General features: G+C 64.2%; 20 protein-coding genes. 17 read left to right on the top strand and 3 right to left on the bottom strand.

The genetic code is table 11. From position 1 onward, the window contains the following. The first annotated feature begins 251 nt into the window (after window positions 1–251). From U0S50_RS04660 to U0S50_RS04650, 3 genes are all read left to right on the top strand, one after another. Window positions 252–1,391 carry a site-specific DNA-methyltransferase gene (locus U0S50_RS04660; RefSeq protein WP_322307595.1) on the top strand — a complete coding sequence of 380 codons (1,140 nt, stop codon included), beginning with the start codon at window positions 252–254 and terminating at the stop codon, window positions 1,389–1,391. Between the two features lie 110 nt (window positions 1,392–1,501). Next, window positions 1,502–2,632: a dihydropteroate synthase gene (gene folP / locus U0S50_RS04655; RefSeq protein ID WP_322307594.1), complete on the top strand. Its 1,131-nt coding sequence runs from the start codon at window positions 1,502–1,504 to the stop codon at window positions 2,630–2,632. Between the two features lie 100 nt (window positions 2,633–2,732). Continuing rightward, the gene (locus tag U0S50_RS04650; RefSeq protein ID WP_322307593.1) at window positions 2,733–3,113 is read left to right on the top strand and encodes a host attachment family protein; all 381 of its coding nucleotides are present in this window, start codon (window positions 2,733–2,735) and stop codon (window positions 3,111–3,113) included. 32 nt (window positions 3,114–3,145) lie between these two features. Here the strand turns inward: U0S50_RS04650 and U0S50_RS04645 are convergent, their stop codons facing one another. Beyond that, entirely contained in the window at window positions 3,146–4,579 is a 1,434-nt protein-coding gene (locus U0S50_RS04645; protein ID WP_322307592.1) for a sigma-54 dependent transcriptional regulator, read from the bottom strand. A gap of 257 nt (window positions 4,580–4,836) precedes the next feature. On the opposite strand from U0S50_RS04645, the gene U0S50_RS04640 reads away from it, so the two are divergent. The 6 genes from U0S50_RS04640 to U0S50_RS04615 all read left to right on the top strand — a co-directional run bounded on the left by U0S50_RS04640 (window position 4,837) and on the right by U0S50_RS04615 (window position 9,594). After that, on the top strand, window positions 4,837–4,959 hold the full coding sequence (locus U0S50_RS04640) for an aa3-type cytochrome c oxidase subunit IV (protein ID WP_322307591.1): 123 nt from the start codon (window positions 4,837–4,839) through the stop codon (window positions 4,957–4,959). A 12-nt stretch (window positions 4,960–4,971) separates the two neighbouring features. Then, complete coding sequence (locus U0S50_RS04635; protein ID WP_322307590.1) at window positions 4,972–6,099, top strand: NAD(P) transhydrogenase subunit alpha; 1,128 nt, start codon at window positions 4,972–4,974, stop codon at window positions 6,097–6,099. A 148-nt stretch (window positions 6,100–6,247) separates the two neighbouring features. After that, window positions 6,248–6,847, top strand: coding sequence for a fasciclin domain-containing protein (locus U0S50_RS04630; protein ID WP_322307589.1), 600 nt, complete (start codon window positions 6,248–6,250; stop codon window positions 6,845–6,847). 167 nt (window positions 6,848–7,014) lie between these two features. After that, entirely contained in the window at window positions 7,015–7,296 is a 282-nt protein-coding gene (locus U0S50_RS04625; RefSeq protein WP_322307588.1) for a proton-translocating transhydrogenase family protein, read from the top strand. A 59-nt stretch (window positions 7,297–7,355) separates the two neighbouring features. Beyond that, window positions 7,356–8,783, top strand: coding sequence for an NAD(P)(+) transhydrogenase (Re/Si-specific) subunit beta (locus tag U0S50_RS04620; protein ID WP_322307587.1), 1,428 nt, complete (start codon window positions 7,356–7,358; stop codon window positions 8,781–8,783). 112 nt (window positions 8,784–8,895) lie between these two features. Beyond that, the gene (locus U0S50_RS04615) at window positions 8,896–9,594 is read left to right on the top strand and encodes an aspartate/glutamate racemase family protein (RefSeq protein WP_322307586.1); all 699 of its coding nucleotides are present in this window, start codon (window positions 8,896–8,898) and stop codon (window positions 9,592–9,594) included. Between the two features lie 54 nt (window positions 9,595–9,648). Here the strand turns inward: U0S50_RS04615 and U0S50_RS04610 are convergent, their stop codons facing one another. Next, on the bottom strand, window positions 9,649–10,071 hold the full coding sequence (locus U0S50_RS04610) for a DUF2147 domain-containing protein (RefSeq protein WP_322307845.1): 423 nt from the start codon (window positions 10,069–10,071) through the stop codon (window positions 9,649–9,651). A 103-nt stretch (window positions 10,072–10,174) separates the two neighbouring features. Here U0S50_RS04610 and U0S50_RS04605 point away from each other — a divergent pair, with 103 nt between their 5' ends. From U0S50_RS04605 to U0S50_RS04570, 8 genes are all read left to right on the top strand, one after another. Continuing rightward, a complete protein-coding gene (locus tag U0S50_RS04605; RefSeq protein WP_322307585.1) occupies window positions 10,175–11,377 on the top strand; it encodes a parallel beta-helix domain-containing protein in 1,203 nt (400 codons plus the stop codon). After that, the gene (locus U0S50_RS04600; protein WP_322307584.1) at window positions 11,374–12,399 is read left to right on the top strand and encodes an SO2930 family diheme c-type cytochrome; all 1,026 of its coding nucleotides are present in this window, start codon (window positions 11,374–11,376) and stop codon (window positions 12,397–12,399) included. Before U0S50_RS04605 ends, U0S50_RS04600 begins: the two co-directional genes overlap by 4 nt. Window positions 12,400–12,407: 8 nt before the next feature. Next, window positions 12,408–13,052, top strand: a complete 645-nt coding sequence (gene maiA, locus U0S50_RS04595; RefSeq protein ID WP_322307583.1) for a maleylacetoacetate isomerase — start codon at window positions 12,408–12,410, stop codon at window positions 13,050–13,052. A gap of 230 nt (window positions 13,053–13,282) precedes the next feature. Further along, window positions 13,283–15,109, top strand: a complete 1,827-nt coding sequence (locus tag U0S50_RS04590; RefSeq protein ID WP_322307582.1) for a TonB-dependent receptor — start codon at window positions 13,283–13,285, stop codon at window positions 15,107–15,109. Between the two features lie 36 nt (window positions 15,110–15,145). Then, entirely contained in the window at window positions 15,146–15,592 is a 447-nt protein-coding gene (locus tag U0S50_RS04585; RefSeq protein WP_322307581.1) for a MarR family winged helix-turn-helix transcriptional regulator, read from the top strand. Continuing rightward, a complete protein-coding gene (locus tag U0S50_RS04580; protein ID WP_322307580.1) occupies window positions 15,585–15,866 on the top strand; it encodes an HPr-rel-A system PqqD family peptide chaperone in 282 nt (93 codons plus the stop codon). Before U0S50_RS04585 ends, U0S50_RS04580 begins: the two co-directional genes overlap by 8 nt. Continuing rightward, the gene (locus tag U0S50_RS04575) at window positions 15,863–16,729 is read left to right on the top strand and encodes an HprK-related kinase A (RefSeq protein WP_322307579.1); all 867 of its coding nucleotides are present in this window, start codon (window positions 15,863–15,865) and stop codon (window positions 16,727–16,729) included. Before U0S50_RS04580 ends, U0S50_RS04575 begins: the two co-directional genes overlap by 4 nt. Next, the gene (locus U0S50_RS04570; RefSeq protein ID WP_322307578.1) at window positions 16,726–17,772 is read left to right on the top strand and encodes a nucleotidyltransferase family protein; all 1,047 of its coding nucleotides are present in this window, start codon (window positions 16,726–16,728) and stop codon (window positions 17,770–17,772) included. The genes U0S50_RS04575 and U0S50_RS04570 overlap by 4 nt, the downstream gene beginning before the upstream one ends. Here U0S50_RS04570 and U0S50_RS04565 read toward each other — a convergent pair. Then, window positions 17,736–18,404, bottom strand: coding sequence for an HAD-IA family hydrolase (locus tag U0S50_RS04565; protein WP_322307577.1), 669 nt, complete (start codon window positions 18,402–18,404; stop codon window positions 17,736–17,738). The genes U0S50_RS04570 and U0S50_RS04565 overlap by 37 nt on opposite strands. Window positions 18,405–18,430 lie beyond the last annotated feature (26 nt).

The following is an 18,430-nucleotide window of genomic DNA, read 5'->3' as shown; positions in this document are numbered from 1 at the left end:
TCGCGACCTGCTTGGCGAAACGCGATCGATTTGGCGTCCGGATGAAAATTTTTTTCGGGGGTGAGTCTTCATGGCCACACCACCAGTGGTTGAGTCGGCGATTCGCGACCGACTCCATATGTCGTGGCAGACTCCTTTCGTTCTCATTTTCTTAATCATATCGAGAGGCTTGTAACCTAGGGTCCAGCGCTTGACGGCGGACTCCGCCGGACTCATCAGGGCCTTCTTTGGGTACAAGCAAAGGGCGAAACATGGGTGTGATGGAGCGGGTCAAGGCCCCGGCAGCGAAGCAGCGGACGGCAAAGGTGGCGCCCGCGCCGCTGCCGCTCGACACGATCCTGCAGGGCGATTGCATCGAAATGATGCGCAGCCTGCCGGTGGCGTCGGTCGACATGATCTTTGCCGATCCGCCCTATAATCTCCAGCTCGGCGGCGACCTGCATCGCCCCGACGGCAGCCAGGTCGATGCCGTCGATGATGACTGGGACAAGTTCGACAGCATCGGCACCTATGACCGCTTCACCCACGCTTGGCTGAAGGAAGCGAAGCGCATCCTGAAACCCAATGGCAGCATCTGGGTGATCGGCAGCTATCACAATATTTTCCGGGTCGGCGCCGCGCTTCAGGATCAGGGCTATTGGATCCTCAACGATATTGTCTGGCGCAAGGCGAACCCGATGCCCAATTTCAAGGGCACTCGCTTCACCAATGCGCATGAAACGCTGATCTGGGCGTCGATGGGCGAAAAGTCGCGCTACACCTTCAACTATCGCGCGATGAAGACGCTCAACGACGAACTGCAGATGCGCAGCGACTGGTTGATCCCGATCTGCGCCGGGCAGGAACGGCTGAAAAAGGGCGGGCACAAGGTGCATCCGACCCAAAAACCCGAAGCTCTGCTGTACCGCGTTCTGCTTGCCTGCTCGAACCCCGGCGACGTCATTCTCGACCCCTTTTTCGGCACCGGAACGACCGGCGCGGTCGCCAAGCGGCTTGGCCGTCACTATATCGGGATCGAGCGCGAGGACGGCTATATTGCTGCGGCCAAGGAACGCATCGAAATGGCGCTGCCGCTCGATGAAAGCACGGTCAAGACGATGATGGCGCCCAAGGCGGCAACCCGCGTCGCCTTTGGCACGCTGGTCGAAGGCGGCATGATCGCGCCGGGTACGATGCTGACCGACAGCAAGCGGCGCTGGAAGGCAAAGGTCCGCGTCGACGGCAGCCTGGAGTGCGATGGCCAACCGGCAGGATCGATCCACAAGATGGGGGCGGCGCTTCAGGGCGCGCCAAGCTGCAACGGCTGGACCTTCTGGCATATCGATAACGGTCGCGAACTGCGCGTCATCGATGCGGTGCGACAGGATTGGCTGCTCGCCAACGAGGCGTGATCATTCCCGGTCGCGGCGAAAGATACGGCGGACGAGGCATGGCAATCCGGAACGGGGCAGCCCGGTCCAGGCCGCTTCGCCTCGTTTGTCGGGACGTTTAGGGACGACGCATGTTTCAACCGCTGACCAAGGCTGATTTCGGGGGCGCATCGCCCGATGCGCGCATTTACTGCCGTCCCGTCGGCTTCGTCGACCGCCCGCACGAGCTTGACGAAGCCTGTCTGCGCGTGTCGGACACGATGCTCTGGTTTGCTGCCTGGCATATCAGCTTGCGCGACCGCGGCACGGTTCGGTCGGCGATCGTGGCGGTCCCCGAACTTGCGGATTGGGTCGCGGCGATGCCCGGCGGGCTGGGGCAGGCGGCGATGGCGCAGCGCGCCGCGACGGTGCGGCCGCGTGGCGCCTTGCAACTGGGCGATCGCACCGTACGCCTTGGCGAACCCCAGCTGATGGGAATTCTCAATGTCACCCCGGACAGTTTTTCGGACGGTGGAAAGCATGTCGATGAAGCGTCCGCCATCGATGCGGGTTTCGGCATGGCGACGATGGGTGCCGCCATCGTCGACGTGGGCGGGGAATCGACCCGCCCCGGTGCTCCTGCGGTATGGGAAGGGGACGAAATCAAGCGGGTCGAGGGCGTCGTGGCGGGACTTGCCCGCGGCGGCGTTGCCGTGTCGATCGACACGCGCAAGGCGGCGGTGATGGAGGCTGCGCTTGCCGCCGGCGCCACGATCATCAACGATGTGTCGGCGCTTCGTTACGACGACCGCGCGATGGACATTGTCGCGCGGGCGGAATGCCCTGTCGTGCTGATGCACGCCCCGTCGGCGAAAAGCGATCCGCACGAGGGCGGGGATTATGCGCACCCATTGTTTGACGTTTACGACATGCTCGCCGATCGCATCGCGGCGTGCGAAGCTGCGGGCATCGCGCGCGCGCGGATTGTCGTCGATCCGGGTATCGGTTTCGGCAAGGGAGTTGGCGACAATCTCGCGCTGACGAACGGCCTGGCGCTGTTTCACACGCTCGGCTGCCCCATCCTGTACGGCGCGAGCCGCAAGCGGATGATCGGCGCGCTGGACAATGAGGCTGCGGCCGACGAGCGGCTTGGCGGCAGCATCGCGCTTCACTATCAGGCGGCGGGCCTGGGGGCGCAGCTTCTTCGCGTGCATGACGTGGCCGAAACCCGGCAGGCCCTGCGCATCTGGCGCGGTCTGCGCGACACAGCGCTGACCGCCTGATCCCCACGGTTCGGCGCGCGCAAGAAACTTCGTTCGTGGTTCATGCGTCTCTTTCAGGATGGGCCGCCGTTTCTGGCCGCCCGCCCGAACGGAGATTCTCATGCAAATTCCTCATGGTGCCCATGTTGCCGTCGCCGACGGCAAGCGCTTTGTCCTGTTCCGTAACGATGGCGACGAGGCACTGTTGAATCTGGTCGACGCGGACAGTCCGGAGGTAGAGAACAGCAACCGCAGCGGCGCCAGTCCCGAGGTGCGTGACCTTGAGGAGCGGGGTCATGCCGCAGGGGTCGCGGCGCTGCTGAACCAGCGGGTCTTGTCGAACGATATCGAAAAACTGCTCGTTGTTGCCGATCCGCACACGCTCGGCGTGATGCGCGACCATTATCATGGCGAGTTGCAAAAACGGCTGGTCGGCGAGCTACCGAAGACACTGACCAATGTTGATACGCATCAGATCGAGCAAGCGATCACTGCTGCGTAGATGCGGCTGATGCGCGTATTCTTTCGGATGTGTCAGGCCGCTGTGTCGATCCCGAGGTCGCTGAGCTTGCGATAGAGGGTCGAACGTCCGATGCCCAGGCGCCGCGCCACTTCGCTCATCCGGCCGCGATAGTGGCCGATGGCGAGGCGTATCACGTCGGCCTCGATCTCTTCCAGCGGGCGCAGATTGCCGTCGGGCAGGTAAAGGGTGACGCCGATGGCTTCGCCGTTGATCGCGACATCCCTGTCGCCGCCTGCTTTGACGCCGCCCAGCGCAGCGTCGATGGCCGGAAAATCGGCGGCGGTCAGCACATCGGTCTTGCTGCCGACCGCGGCGCGGAACAGCACGTCCTGCAATTGCCGGACATTGCCCGGCCAGGCATAGGCCGCAAGCAGGCGGAGGGCGTCGTCGGTGACGCCGATGCTTCCCATGCCGGGCAGGCTGCCGATCCGGGCCAGCAGGTGGCGGGTGAGCGGGCCGACGTCGCCGCGCCGTTCGCTGAGCGAAGGCAGCGTGAGCTGCGCGGTCGACAGCGCATAATAGAGATCTTCACGAAAATGCCCCGCCTCGATCAGCTTGTCGAGCGGGCTGGCGCTGGTCGCGATGATGCGAACATCCACGCTTTGGCGGATCGAACCGCCGATCATCTGGACTTCGCCGTTGTTCAGAAACTCGACGAGCTTTGCCTGGGTCTCGAGCGGAATGCACTCGACATGATCGATGATGATGCTGCCGCCGTCGGCCTGGACCAGGCGGCCGACCTGGCGATCGAAGGCGCCGGGAAAGGCGCCCCGTTCATGGCCGAAAAGGCCCGAACCGATCAGGCCGGGCGACACCGCCGAACAATCCACCATGACCAGCGCGGCGCGCGCGCGCGGCGAGGCACTGTGGATTGCGCGGGCGAACACTTCCTTGCCGGTGCCGGGCTTGCCATTGATCATCACCGGCACCCGCGCCCGTGCCGCCTTCGCGGCGATGGCCAAGGCGCTGCGGAAATTGGGGCTCGATCCGATGATCGCCTCGAAGGCCAGCGGCGCGCGAAGTTTCTCGGTGAGCGGGCGCAGTTCGTCCTGCGGGCCGCCTGTCGTTATGATGCGGTCGATCGCGCCAAGTAGGCGGTCGGGGGCGATCGGCTTTTGAACGAAGTCGCTGGCACCCGCGCGCATGGCAGACACGGCGACCTCTACGCCGTTGCGCATGGTGATGACGATCACGGGAAGCGCGGGGCGCCAGCGGCGCAGTTCGGTGATGAATTCGGGAAGTGAAAGGCCGGGCACGCCCTGGTCGATCAGCACGGCGTCGAGCGCCATGCCTTCCTGGGTGCCGAGCTTTGCGAGCGCGGTGTCGGTGTCGCCGACCACGACGCTTCGCCAGCCGCCGCGCGACACCAGCGCCGCCAGAAAGCGCTGTTGTGCGGGTTCGCTGTCGACGATCATCACCGTCCTGGTGTCGCGTGTGCTTGCCATAGACTTGGATTCGCCCCTTGAGCCGGGCCGTTTCGACCCTGATTGCATCGTGACAGGCGATAATATGGGAGAGGGGTAAAGGGGCGATTAAGGTCGTGCACCTTTTGCTCGTCCGCAGCTTTTCTTCTCTCCATCCGATCAGATATGCCTATTGAGCATGGGAGGGCACGTGGCTAAGACCGGCGCGACGTCCGATTCTGGCGGTGTCGGCTGATCAACGGATACGGCCGACGGGGAACAGGCAAAGGGGATAAACGATGGCGCAACAGGAAATGAAGGCAGCGAACGAAACCTATGCAGGTTTCCTCAGCCTCCTGAAAGTCGGCACGATCATTACCATCGTCGTGACCGCATTCGTCGTTCTTCTTATCGCTTCCTGACCGGCGATCGCCATGCGCATCGCTGTGCTGAAAGAACTCGCCCCGGGCGAGACCCGCGTTGCCGCTACGCCCGAAACGGTCAAGAAATTCATCGGCCTGGGGGCCGAAGTCGCCGTGGAAACCGGCGCGGGCGATCAGGCTTCGATTGCGGATGCCGATTATGCGGCGGCGGGTGCCACCGTTGCTGGCCGCGCCGACGTACTGAAGGGCGCGAACATCATCCTTGGCATCCAGGGGCCTGATCCCAAGGGGCTGAAGGGCTTTGCCGACGGGGCATGGCTGGCGGCCGGGCTTAACCCTTTCGGGGACCGGGCCCGCGTCGATGACTATGCGGCGCTGGGGCTGGAGGCGCTGGCCATGGAGTTCATGCCGCGCATCACGCGCGCGCAGTCGATGGACATATTGTCGAGCCAGGCCAACCTGGCCGGTTACAAGGCGGTGCTGATGGCGGCGAACGCCTATGGCCGTGCCTTTCCGATGATGATGACCGCGGCGGGCACGGTGAGCGCCGCCAAGGCGTTCATCATGGGCGTCGGCGTCGCGGGGCTGCAGGCGATCGCGACCGCCCGCCGTCTGGGCGCACAGGTCAGCGCGACCGACGTGCGCGCCGCAACCAAGGAACAGATCATGTCGCTCGGCGCCAAGCCGATCTTCGTCGAAAGCGTCGCGGGGATCGAGGGCGAGGGCACGGGCGGCTATGCCACCGAAATGTCCGACGAATATAAGGCGGCGCAGGCCGAACTCGTGTCGTCGCACATCGCCAAACAGGATATCGTGATCACCACCGCCTTGATCCCGGGGCGTCCGGCGCCGCGCCTGATCAGCGATGCACAGCTCGCAACGATGCGCGCTGGCAGCGTGATCGTCGACATGGCGGCCGAAAGCGGCGGCAACGTTGAAGGGTCGGTTTCGGGCGAGACGCGAAAGATTCACGGCGTCACGGTCATCGGCGCAAAGAATATCGCCGCGCTAATGCCTGCCGATACCAGCGCGCTGTTCAGCCGTAACCTGTTCAACTTCCTGTCGGCCTTTTGGGACAAGGAAGCGGGCAAGCCGGTGCTCGACGAGGAAATCGGCAACGCGATCCGGCTGACGCAGGGCGGCAAAGTCGTGAACGAGCGGCTGCTCGCCAGCGCCTGATGGATTTTACGCCTTTGTCCTGTTTCCGGGACGAGGGGAAGCGGACAAGGGCTGACTTTCTTCTGAAACCTTGCGGCGTCATCAGGCGCCGAATCGCGGCGCCTCCACCTTGGCGCCGCGATAGGGGTTTGCGGGAGAATTTCCTTTGATGAACAGATCGGTGCTCGCTGCCGCCATGATCGGCGGCTTGATGCTCGGCGGTTGCGACAACTCGGCGGGCGGCCCGGACGTCGGCGATGCTGCATCGGCGGGGCGACCGGATGCAGGGGCGGCTGCCAGTACAGGCGGCAAGTCGTCGCACATGACGGTTGCCGACCATGTTGCGGCATCTCCGCTGCACAAGATGCTGGCGTCGAACCTGGCGGCCTCGGGCCTTGCGGACCGTTTGGATGGCTCCGCCTCGTTCACCCTGTTCGCGCCCACCGACGCCGCATTCGTGCAGGTGCCGCCGGTCATGCGCGACAATTGGATGCGCCCGGCGCAAAAGGCGCGGCTTGCCGCCGTGGTTGGCCACCACATTGTGGCAGGCCGTCATAGCGGCGCGCAGTTGCAAGCCCGGATCGATGCTGAAGGTGGGCCGATTGTGCTGAAAAGCATCGACGGACAGGACATTGTGATCAGCCGGTCGGGTTCCTCGCTTTTGCTCACCGCGGGAAGCGGGAACAAGGCGATGGTGATACAGGCCGACGTCGCGCAATCAAACGGAATGATCCATGTCGTCGATGCGGTCCTCCTGCCTGCTGGGTAATCATCGCAACATGCTTTTGCAGGTCAGCGAAATTTTATGACGGCGTTCTGCTGCCTTTTCTCTCTTTTGTGAGGCGAAGGGCCCCTTTTTTGGCCGCTTAGGAGTCGACATGCAGCCTTCGTCGCGGCAAGAGTTGCGCCCAGCGGAATCAGCAGGGGAGCGGGCCCGTGGATTTTATTTCCATTTTTTCGATTTTCATTCTGGCCTGTTTCGTGGGCTATTTCGTCGTGTGGTCGGTGACGCCCGCGCTGCATACACCTTTGATGAGCGTGACCAACGCCATCTCCTCGGTGATCATCGTCGGGGCGTTGATCGCCAGCGCCGCCGCCGGATCGGCGGTGTCGAAATGGCTCGGGCTCGCCGCGGTGGTGATGGCCAGCATCAATATTTTCGGCGGCTTTGCTGTCACCGAACGCATGCTGGCCATGTACAAGAAGAAAGAGCGTTAAGGCGCTGACGAAAACCGTTTTACCGGACTGCCTGCTGGCGGCCTGACGGGGGATTATTCATGCACGAACTGGCACCGATCAATCCATGGGTCGCACTGGCCTATCTGGTCTCCGGGGTTTTCTTCATCTTGGCGCTGCGCGGATTATCGTCGCCCGCGTCCTCGCGCCGCGGCAACCGCTTCGGTATGGCGGGCATGGCGATTGCGGTCGTCACCACGCTGTTGACGCACGAGCTGGCGAATCCGGTCGAGGTGCTGGGCGCGATCGCGATCGGTGCCGTGATTGGTATAGTCATGGCGCGGCGGATCGCGATGACCGCGATGCCGCAGCTCGTGGCGGCCTTTCACAGCCTTGTCGGCCTTGCCGCGGTGGCGGTGGCGGCGGCGGCCTATCTGAATCCGGGAGCGTTCGGCATCGCCGATGAGGCGGGCCAGATATTCGCGGTCAGCCGGGTCGAAATGGGCCTTGGCATCGCCATCGGCGCGATCACCTTTTCGGGATCGGTTATCGCCTTCCTGAAACTCAACGGCAATATGTCGGGTTCGCCGATCATGCTGCCGGGCCGGCACATCATCAATCTGGGCACGTTGGCGGGCATCATCGGTCTCGTTGCCTATTTCACCGTCGATCAGTCCCCATGGGTGTTCTGGACCGTCACGGGGCTCAGCTTCCTGATCGGCTTCCTCTTGATCATCCCGATCGGCGGCGCCGACATGCCGGTCGTGGTGTCGATGCTCAACAGCTATTCGGGGTGGGCAGCCGCCGCGATGGGCTTCACGCTCGGCAATACCGCGATGATCATCACCGGCGCGCTGGTCGGCGCGTCGGGCGCGATCCTGTCGTACATCATGTGCCGGGCGATGAACCGCAGTTTCATCAGCGTGATTGCAGGCGGATTCGGCGCGGACGATTCCGGCGGCGGCGCGGGCGGGACGAAGGAACAGCGCCCCTGGAAGCCGGGAAGCGCCGACGATGCGGCCTTCCTGATGAGCCAGGCCGAAAATGTCATCATCGTTCCGGGATATGGCATGGCGGTGGCGCAGGCCCAGCATGCGCTGCGCGAAATGTCCGACCTTCTCAAGAAAGAGGGGGTGAACGTCAAATATGCCATCCACCCCGTCGCAGGCCGTATGCCGGGGCATATGAACGTGCTGCTGGCCGAAGCGAACGTCCCCTATGACGAGGTGTTCGAACTGGAAGATATCAATAATGAATTTGCCCAGTGCGACGTCGCCTTCGTCATCGGCGCCAACGACGTGACGAACCCCGCGGCCAAGACCGACAAGACATCGCCGATTTACGGCATGCCGGTGCTGGACGTGGAAAAGGCAAAGACGGTGTTGTTCGTGAAGCGCTCGATGGGCGGGGTCGGCTATGCCGGGGTCGACAATGATGTCTTCTATATGGATCAGACGATGATGTTGCTCGGCGACGCCAAGAAGATGGCCGACGATATCGTCAAGGCGCTGAGCGGCAGCGGGCACTGATTTTTCCGAAAAACCGCTCGGCCTGTGCTTGTCGAAAGCCCCGTTCTGCTTCTAAGGCGCGGCGAAATGATCGGGTCTCGACGTGCCGGGGCCGAACGGAGTTTTGGAATATATGCGCAAGATCGGCCTGATCGGTGGAATGAGCTGGGCGTCGACCGAGCTTTACTATCGGCATCTCAACAAGGGCGTGCAGAAACGGGCAGGCACCAGTTGCTCAGCCCCCATTTTGCTGGAAAGCCTTAATTATTGCGAGTTGTCACGGCTGACGACGGCAGAGCAATGGGCGCACGCGCGCGACGTGCTCATCGCATCGGCACATCGACTGGAAGCGGCGGGCGCCACGGCGCTGATGATCGCCGCAAATTCGATGCACAAGGTTGCCGAAGAGGTCGCGGCCGCCATTTCGATTCCGATCCTGCATATCGTCGACGAAACCGGCGAAAAGATGCAGGCCGACGGGGTGAAGGCGGCGGCGGTCATCGGCACGCGCAATGTGATGACCGAGGCATGGTTCCGCCAGCGGCTGGTGCGTCACGGCCTGACGCTTGCGCCTTATGATGTCCAGCGGGTCGAGGAAATCGATCGCATCATCTATGATGAACTGATGCAGGGCCGCGTGACTGAGGAATCGCGGCGTACGATGCGGACCTTCATTACCGACATCGCCAAACAGGATATCCAGGCGCTGGTTCTCGCCTGTACCGAACTGGTCATGCTTGTCGATCCCGACGCAAATGTCCTGCCCATCTATGACACGACGCGCATCCACGTCGCGGCGGGCGTCGACTGGATATTGGGCGACGCGCCCTGACCGGGCGCCATTTGCGCCATATGTCCGGATGCGCGTCGCGGGATGGGCAGGGGCTCAGTTCACGCGCGTCCAGGTTACGGTGCGGCAAAAGACGCTGACACAGCCCTTCATCGTCATCTTGTTCCCGTCGGCGCGCAAATGGGCGGTGTAATAGCGGCCGTCCTCCGGGCTATAGCCTTCGCCTTTCCAGCCAGCGCCATGCGGCACCAGGTTCCAGTATATCTGAAGCCCCGATACCATGCGGCTGCGCTTGGTTTTGTCGGGATTGCGCTCGTCGCGCTGTCCGCCCGGCGGTTCGTTGATCAGCAGGCGCTCGATGCGGCCGCACATCTTGGCTCCGCACGCGGCCATCGCCACGATGCCCTTGCCATCGTCGGTCTTCCAGCGTCCGCCGATTGAGGCAGGCGCGGCAGCGACCGACGGCACGGCAACCAGCGCAACAAGGGCGACCAGCACCCCGGATTTTTGATAAGGCATCACGATTGCTCCCCCGGTATTTTTTGTAACATGCATGTCAGCAACATCGCTTGGCATCCGTCAACTCTTGCCGCATGTTTGTGCGAAAACAGTGGAGAGAAAGATGCGATTCCATATGCTCACGCTCGCGGCGGCTGCGGTTGTCGCCTCCGCCCCCGTTCACGCCAAAACGATTCGGGTGAACGCCGACGACGCCAGCGCCAATGAAAGCCTTCAGGAAGCGCTGATCCTCGCCGAACCCGGCGATGTCGTCGAACTGGGCGCCGGAACATGGAAACTCACCGACGGGCTGTCGCTCGACGTCGCGGGCGTCACATTGCGCGGGGCCGGGGCGGGCGCCGATGGAACGATCCTCGACTTTACGGAGCAACGCGGGGCAGGCGAGGGGCTGCTCGTCACGTCCGACGATGTTTTCCTGACCAGCTTTGCCGTGCTCAACACCCGGGGGGACGGGATCAAGTCAAAGGGGGCGGACCGCATCGTCTATCATCAGCTTCGCGTCGAATGGACGGCGGGGCCGAAGGAAACGAACGGCGCCTATGGCATCTATCCGGTCGAAAGCACCGACGTTCTGGTCGATAGCGTCTATGTGCGCGGGGCGTCGGATGCCGGCATTTATGTCGGTCAGTCGAAAAATATCGTCGTCCGCAATTCGATCGCCACTGAAAATGTCGCGGGGATCGAGATCGAGAACAGCTATGACGCCGATGTCTACGACAATATTGCGTTCCGCAACACGGGGGGGATATTGGTATTCGATCTGCCCAGCTTGCCGATGCAGGGCGGGCATAATGTCCGTGTCTTCGACAATGTCGTCAGCGACAACAGCACCCCCAATTTCGCGCCAAAGGGCAATATCGTCGCCAGCGTGCCGACCGGGACCGGGGTGCTGGTCATGGCGAACCGCAATGTCGAGGTTTTCGACAATCTCTTCGATCAGAACGGCACCGCCAATGTGATGATCGTCGGCTATCGCTACGAACATAAGGACCCGAAATATCAGCCGCTGCCACGGGCCATCGTCGTGCGCGACAATGAACATGGCAAGGCGGGCTATGCGCCCGCGTTTCCAGGCGGGGCGGAAATGGCCGCAGCGTTCGGCGGCGCGATCCCGCCGGTCCTGTGGGACGGATCGGGCGACGCCATCGTCAATGAAGGCGTCGGCGTGCTGTCACTGAACCTGCCCGATGTCGCGACGCCGCAAAGCGAGGCAAAGCCGTCGCCGGTCGACCTTCGCCGGGCCGATCTTCCGCCCGCGCTTCCGGGCATCGTCCTTCCCGCCGCGATGGAGGCGAAGGTCCGGTGAAGCGGATCGTCGCGGCTTTCGCTGCCGCGCTGCTGTGCGCTGGCGGGGCAACGGCGGTTCCGGCCGATGGCCCTGATCAGGCCATCATCGAAGGCTCCACCTTGCCGCGCAAATTGTCGGATTTTGGCTTGTTCCGGCGGGGCACTGCCGAACTGGCGAATGGTGTCGCGCCCTATGATCTGCATACGCCGCTGTTCAGCGATTATGCGGACAAGGCGCGCGGGATCTGGCTTCCGGCTGGGGGCAAGGCGCAGGTCCGCGCGGACGGCACCATCGACTTTCCGCGCGGCACGGTCCTGGTCAAGAGCTTTTCCTGGCCGGGGCATAATGGTGGCAGGCCGGTCGAGACTCGCCTGTTGATTCATCGCTCGGATGGCTGGGTCGCCTTGCCCTACGTCTGGGACGCGGACGGAAGCGATGCAACGCTGGCGGTCGGCGGGCGGCGGCTGCCGGTCGACATGGCCGGTGCGGACGGCGCCGCGCGCACCATCAGCTATGCGGTACCGAACAAGAACCAGTGCAAGGAATGCCATTCGGAAAAAGGGTCGATCGTTCCCATCGGGCCCAAGGCGCGCAATCTGATGTTCGCGCCGGCGTGGCAGGGCTTTGCCGCCGGTCGGTTTGCCTGGCCCGCACAGCGACCGGCTTCGCTTCCCCGCTGGGACGATCCCGCGAGCGGCAGCGTCGCGGAACGCGCGCGGGCGTATCTCGACGTCAACTGCGCTCATTGCCACAATCCGGCCGGCAGCGCGTCGAACAGCGGGCTGTTCCTGCGCTGGACCGACGACCCTGCGGGCGTCAATTACGGCATCGAAAAGCGCCCCACCGCCGCCGGACGCGGCAGCGGCGGCATGGAATTCGCGATCCGGCCGGGCCATCCTGAGCAAAGTTTCCTTCTCTATCGTCTCGAAAGCCTTGATCCCGGAATTGCGATGCCGGAGGTCGGGCGCGTGACGGTCCATCGCGAAGGCCAGGATTTGCTGCGGCAATGGATTGCGGAGATGCCGGAATCAAAGCATTAGTCCGGTCCATGATTCATCCACAAACCCCGCTCGTCCTGCATGGCTATTTTCGCTCTTCGGCCAGCTATCGTGTTCGTATCGCGCTTAACCTGAAGGGGCTGGACTATGACCCGGTCGAGGTCAGCCTGATCGCCGGGGAACAGCGCAGCGACGCCTTTCTGGAACAGAATGCGCAAGGGTTTGTTCCGATGCTCGTCGCCGGGGATGATGTGATCATCCAGAGTATGGCAATCATAGACTGGATCGACCGCAGCTATCCCGAGCCCCGACTGATCCCCGACGATCCGATGCCGCGCGCCGTCGCGCTGGCACAGGCCAATGTCATCGCCTGCGACATCCATCCGCTGAACAATCTTCGGGTCCTGAAATATCTGACGAAGGATCTCGGGCTTAACGAGCAGACCAAGGATCGCTGGTATCAGCACTGGATCATCGAGGGGTTCGAGGCGCTGGAGGCGATGGCGGGCGAGGGGCGCTATCTTGGCGGCGACGCACCGGGTATCGCCGACTGCTGCCTTGTTCCGCAGATGTATAACGCACGGCGTTTCGACGTTCCGCTCGACGCCTATCCGCGCCTCGTCGCCATCGACGCCGCCTGTATGGAAGTTGACGCATTTCAAAGGGCGCACCCCGACGCGGCCAAGCCCGCGTGATCCGACTGCTGACCGGCGCGGTTTTGCTGGCGCTGCCGCCAGCGGCGATGGCGCAAGAGGCAAGCAGCGACGAGCCGGAACCGGTATCCAGCCACGATTGCTGCATAGCGTCAGGCTTGGCGGCGGATATCATTATCGTCAGGGGGAGCGGCCAACTGTCCCGGACCGATGGTGACGGGGCGCAGGGCAGTACCCTTGTCTCTGCCCTGCGACCAGGGCTTGGCGCGCGCATGGAAAACCGCCTGCGCGACGAGGCCGGAATCGTCCAGTTCCGTCGCAGCGACGGGCGCAGCGCGCATCCGACCAGCCAGGGCGTGACACTGCGCGGGCTGGGCGGCAATGCGTCAAGCCGGGCGCTGGTCACGCTCGACGGGGTGCCACAGGCGGACCCTTTTGGGGGATGGGTGGCATGGCCTGCCTATGATGCGGTCAATCTCGGCGGTGTCATTGTGACGCGGGGAGGCGGCAGCGGAGCCGACGGTCCGGGCGCGCTTGCAGGGACCATCGGGCTCTATTCGACGATGACCGACGGCGTGGAGGCGAGCGCGGCTTATGGCAGCCGCGAAAGTCTGGACTTCGCGGCTTCGGCGGGCGGCGCGATCGGTTCCGGCCAGGTCGCTGTCGATGGGCGTTACAGTCGCGGTGACGGCTTCGTCCCGATCGCACGGGGGCAGCGCGGCAGCGTCGATCGTGCGGCGCCCTATGAACAGGGCGGGCTTGGTCTGCGGCTCCGTTTCGATGCCGGCGACAACAGCCGGATCGAAGCGAGTGTGCGCGGCTTTTTCGACCGGCGCGACCGGGGTGTCGATTTCACCCGCAGCCGGGTCGATGGGGTCGATGCCAGCCTGCGCGTCCTGCACGACCCCGGCGGCGCGGCGCAATGGCAGGCGCTCGCCTATGTCCAGCTCCGCGATTTCGAAAGCGGATTCGCGAGTGTCGCGGCGACAAGGAACAGCGTCGCACCGGCATTGGCGCAGCGCGTTCCCGCCACCGGGCTGGGCGCGCGGTTCGAACTGCGTCCGGCGATCGATGGCGCCCATCCGCTGCGCATCGGTGTCGATTGGCGGCGCACCGTCGGACGCACCGAGGAGGATTATTTTTTCAGCGGACTAAGGCCGAACCGTCATCGCAGCGCCGGGGGTGATAGCGACACGGTGGGAGCCTTCGCCGAATGGGTGACGGGCGATCGTTCCGATGGATTGCTGCTGACTGTTGCGGGGCGCGTCGATCGCTGGTGGCTGGGCACCGGTTATCGCAGCGAGCGCAATATCGGCGGTACGACGATTACCGACCTCGATTTTCCGGCGCGTGACGGCTGGGAGGCCAGCGGGCGTGCCGGGCTGCGCTGGACCTCGAACAAGCTTTCGTTGCGCGCCGCCGTCTATCGCGGGTGGAGGCTGCCGACGCTGAACGAACTTTACCGTCCGTTTCGGGTCGGTTCGGAAACCACGCTCGCCAACGCCGCTTTGAAACCGGAACGGCTGTGGGGCGGAGAGGCCGGATTGGACTGGAATGACGGGACGACGATCCTTTCGGTTACGGCCTTTGCCAATCACCTGTCGAATGCCATCGCCAATGTGACGATCGGCGCCAATCTCAACGAACGGCAGAATCTGGACGCTATCGACGCAAAAGGCGTGGAGTTCTTGGCCGAACGCCGGCTGGGGGCCTTGTCGCTTCGCGCGACCTGGGCCTTCACCGACGCCAGGGTTCGCGCATCGGGGGCGGCTTTGCCGCTCGACGGGCGCCGACCCGCGCAGATCGCGAAACATGGCGGCAGCCTGTCGCTGCGGTCGCGAAATGGCGGGGATGTCGATGGTTTTGCGACGCTGCGCTATATCGGCAAACAGAATGAGGATGATCTGGGGTTGCAGATATTGGACGATGCGCTGACGCTCGACGCAGGCTTGTCGTGGCGCGTCTCCGGGGCTCTCCGTTTCGAAGCGCGCGGCGAAAATCTGTTCGATGAACTCGTACCTGCAACAATTTCGTCCGCAGGCGTGATCGAACGCGCGACCCCGCGCACGCTCTGGGTCGGGGCCCGGGTCGCGTTCTGACTCTTCACAGACGATGCTTTGGCGATAAGGTGGGATATGGCCGCGAAGACACTCAACCTCGACAATTTTCTGCCCTATCGTCTGTCGATCGCCTCGAACGCCCTGTCGGGGCGGATCGCCACCGAATATCAAAACCGTTTTGGCCTGAAAATTCCCGAATGGCGCCTGATGGCCGTGCTGGGGGAGGGGCGGCCGATGACCCAGCGCGAACTGGTCGAAGCCACGCGAATGGACAAGGTTACGGTGAATCGGGCCGCAAAGGTTCTGGCCGACCGCGACCTGATCGCGCGTCAGGCGCATCAGGACGACGGGCGGTCGCATCATCTGGAACTGACGCAGACCGGACGCTCGCTCTATGACGCGATCGTGCCCGCCGCGCTTGCCAGCGAGGAACGGCTGGAAGCACAGATCAGCGATGCCGAACGCGCGACATTGATGACGATCCTGGCAAAGCTGATTGCCGCAGCAGAGGATTATGACTGAGCCAATCTATGCCGCGGCGCCCGCCGATGCGTTGCGGTTCGAACCACTCGGAGAGTTGACGGCGGTATTCGACCGCCGGTCGATGCAGACCCATCTGGTCGTGACGCCGATGCCTGAAATACTGGCTGCGCTCGGCGACGGAGCATGCCGCGCAGACGCGCTCGCCGACCGGCTGGCGCGCTCCTTCGATCTGGAGGCAGAGGGTGATGCGGTCGCGATCCTGTCCGATCGGCTCGCGGAACTGGCGCGCATGGGGCTGGTGGAGGCGGGGTGAGGCACGCCACGCGCATCGCCGTAGGGCCGGTGCAATTCCGCATCGGCAGTGACTGGGCGGGCCCGATCGCGGCGCTCGATCGCTTGTACGCGGCCTATCCGCAGGATGGACAGCGCCCAGCCGATGCGACCGTACGGCTGTTTGCAGCGCGTCCCTGGCGGCGCTGGCTGCGTCCGTCGGTACATATCGGCGGGGACTATGTGGTTCCCGACGCGCTCCCGCTGCCGCTCTCCATGGGATTGCTGGCGGCTGAAATGGGGATGAACCTCCAGGTCGCGCTCGGCTGGCGGCGGCACCTGTTGCTGCATGCGAGCGCGGTTGCCCGTGACGGCCGCGCGCTCATCATGTCCGGGGAATCGGGATCGGGAAAATCGACACTCGCGGCGCTGCTCGGCGAAAGCGGTTGGCGGCTGATGGGCGATGAATTCACGTTGATCGACCCGCAAGGCGGCGATGCGCTGGCCTTTCCGCGCGCGGTCAGTCTGAAAAACGCGGCCATCGCCGAAATGACCGCGCGGGTTGCCCCGGCGCGTTTCGGGCCGCTGCTTGCCGCGACGCCAAAGGGAGACATTCGGCACATGATCCCACGCGCCGACGCGCTGGCCGCGATGCACGAAGCGGTGCGTCCGGCGCTGTTGCTGTTCCCGCGCTTCGGCGGCGAGCCGGCGATCGAGCGGATCGGGGAGGGGGAGGCCTTTGTCCGGTTGACCGAGGCGTCGACCAACTATGTTGCGCTGGGCGAACCGGGCTTTTCCGCCTTGACCCGCTTGGTGCGCGAAACACCGGCGCTCACCATCAGCTATCCCGACAGTGCCACCGGCATGGCGATGGCCGAACAGCTTTGGGCCGAGGCGGTTCGGTGAGCGCGATCGATCTGCTGATCGGCCTGTTGGCGGGGCGGCAGGACCCGGCAACGCTGGCGCCAAAGGATTGGGATGGCGTGATCGGCGTCGCCCGGGCCGAGGTGCTGCTCGCAACGCTCGCGCATCAGCTTGATGGAGCGAGCGTGCCGCCGGCTGTCGCAGCATTGTTCGCCGATCAGCGGGCGGCTGCCGCCGTTGCGCAGAAACAGGCGCTGTGGGAAGCCGAGATGGCCCGCCGCTCGCTCGACCCGGCGGGGGTCGAGTTCGTCCTGCTGAAGGGGACGGCCTATGCTGCGGCGCGCCTGCCTTGCGCCGACGGGCGCCAGATCGGCGATCTCGACATATTGGTGCCCTGGCACGACATCGGGCGGGCCGAAAATCTCGCGCTGATCGACGGATGGGAATGGGTCAAGCAGGACGCCTATGACGACGCCTATTACCGCGATCATATGCATGAACTGCCGCCGCTGATCCACGCAAAGCGCGATCGGATGATCGACGTCCATCACACGATTCTTCCGCGCACCCATCGCGTGACGCCCGACGCGCTCGCGCTGGTCGGCGATGCCGTGCGGACCGACATGGGCTTTCGGGTGCTCAATCCCGCCGACATGGTGTGTCATTGCGCCGCGCATCTGATCGCGGATGGCGACCTTCAGGGGGGCTTGCGCAACCTGTGGGATTTTCATTGTTTGACACGCGATTTTGCCGCGGCCGATCCGGGCTTCTGGGATCGCCTCGACCAGCGCGCGGCGATCCACGGATTGGAAGGGGCGGTCCATCGGGCGGCTCGACTGGCGCGCGACGTGTACGGCGCGCAGCTATCCGGGTGCTGGGACCGTCACGACCCGGGGGACCGCTGGTTCGTTCGGCGCCTCATGGCCCGTGACGATTGGGGGCGTCCGACGCAGTTTCTAATGCAACAGGCCTTTTATATCCGGTCGCACTGGCTGCGCATGCCGCCGCTCATGCTGGCACGCCATTTGTGGACCAAATGGCGCAAGCGTCACAGCGACGCCAGCAGGGGCAACAGCTCGTCATAATGGTGGATGCTATGGTCGGCCCCCAGCGCCGCCACGGGGACTTGCGCAAAGCCAAAGCCGACCGCGACGCTGGTGACGCCCGCGCCGCGCGCCGCCGCGACATCGAACGGAGAATCGCCGATGAAGGCGGCCCGGCCGCCGCCGCATCGCCTGGCCATCTCGATCACGGAATCGGGGGCGGGCTTGAGGCGGCCGGGGCCAAGCGTATCGCCCCCGATCACCGTGACGAAACGGTCGAGCAGTCCGGTCGCGGCGAGCAACGCGCGCGCCAGCGGTTCGGACTTGTTCGTCGCCACGCCCAATATCGCACCGGCCGCATCGAGCCCGTCGAGCGCCGCCATCAACCCGGGATAGGGCCGGCAATCGCGTCCCATATGCGCGCGGTAATGATCGATCAGCACTGCATAGAGACGGTCGACCAGCGCCTCGTCGCCACCGCCCCGGCGCTCCAGCGCCATCGTCAGCATCTGGCGTCCGCCGCCGCCGATTAGCGCACGGACCTCGTCGACCGCCATCGCTTGCCGACCGTCCGCGGCTAGGGCGTGGTTCAGGCTTGCCGCCAGCTCGGCGCTGGTGTCGAGCAGCGTGCCGTCCAGGTCGAAGCCGACAATGCGAAAGGGAAAGGGCGCCATTCGCCCGCCTTGCCGCGACGGTCTGG

The organism is Sphingopyxis sp. (assembly GCF_034380315.1).
GTDB lineage: Bacteria > Pseudomonadota > Alphaproteobacteria > Sphingomonadales > Sphingomonadaceae > Sphingopyxis.
This window is presented reverse-complemented; position numbering and strand designations above follow the sequence as displayed.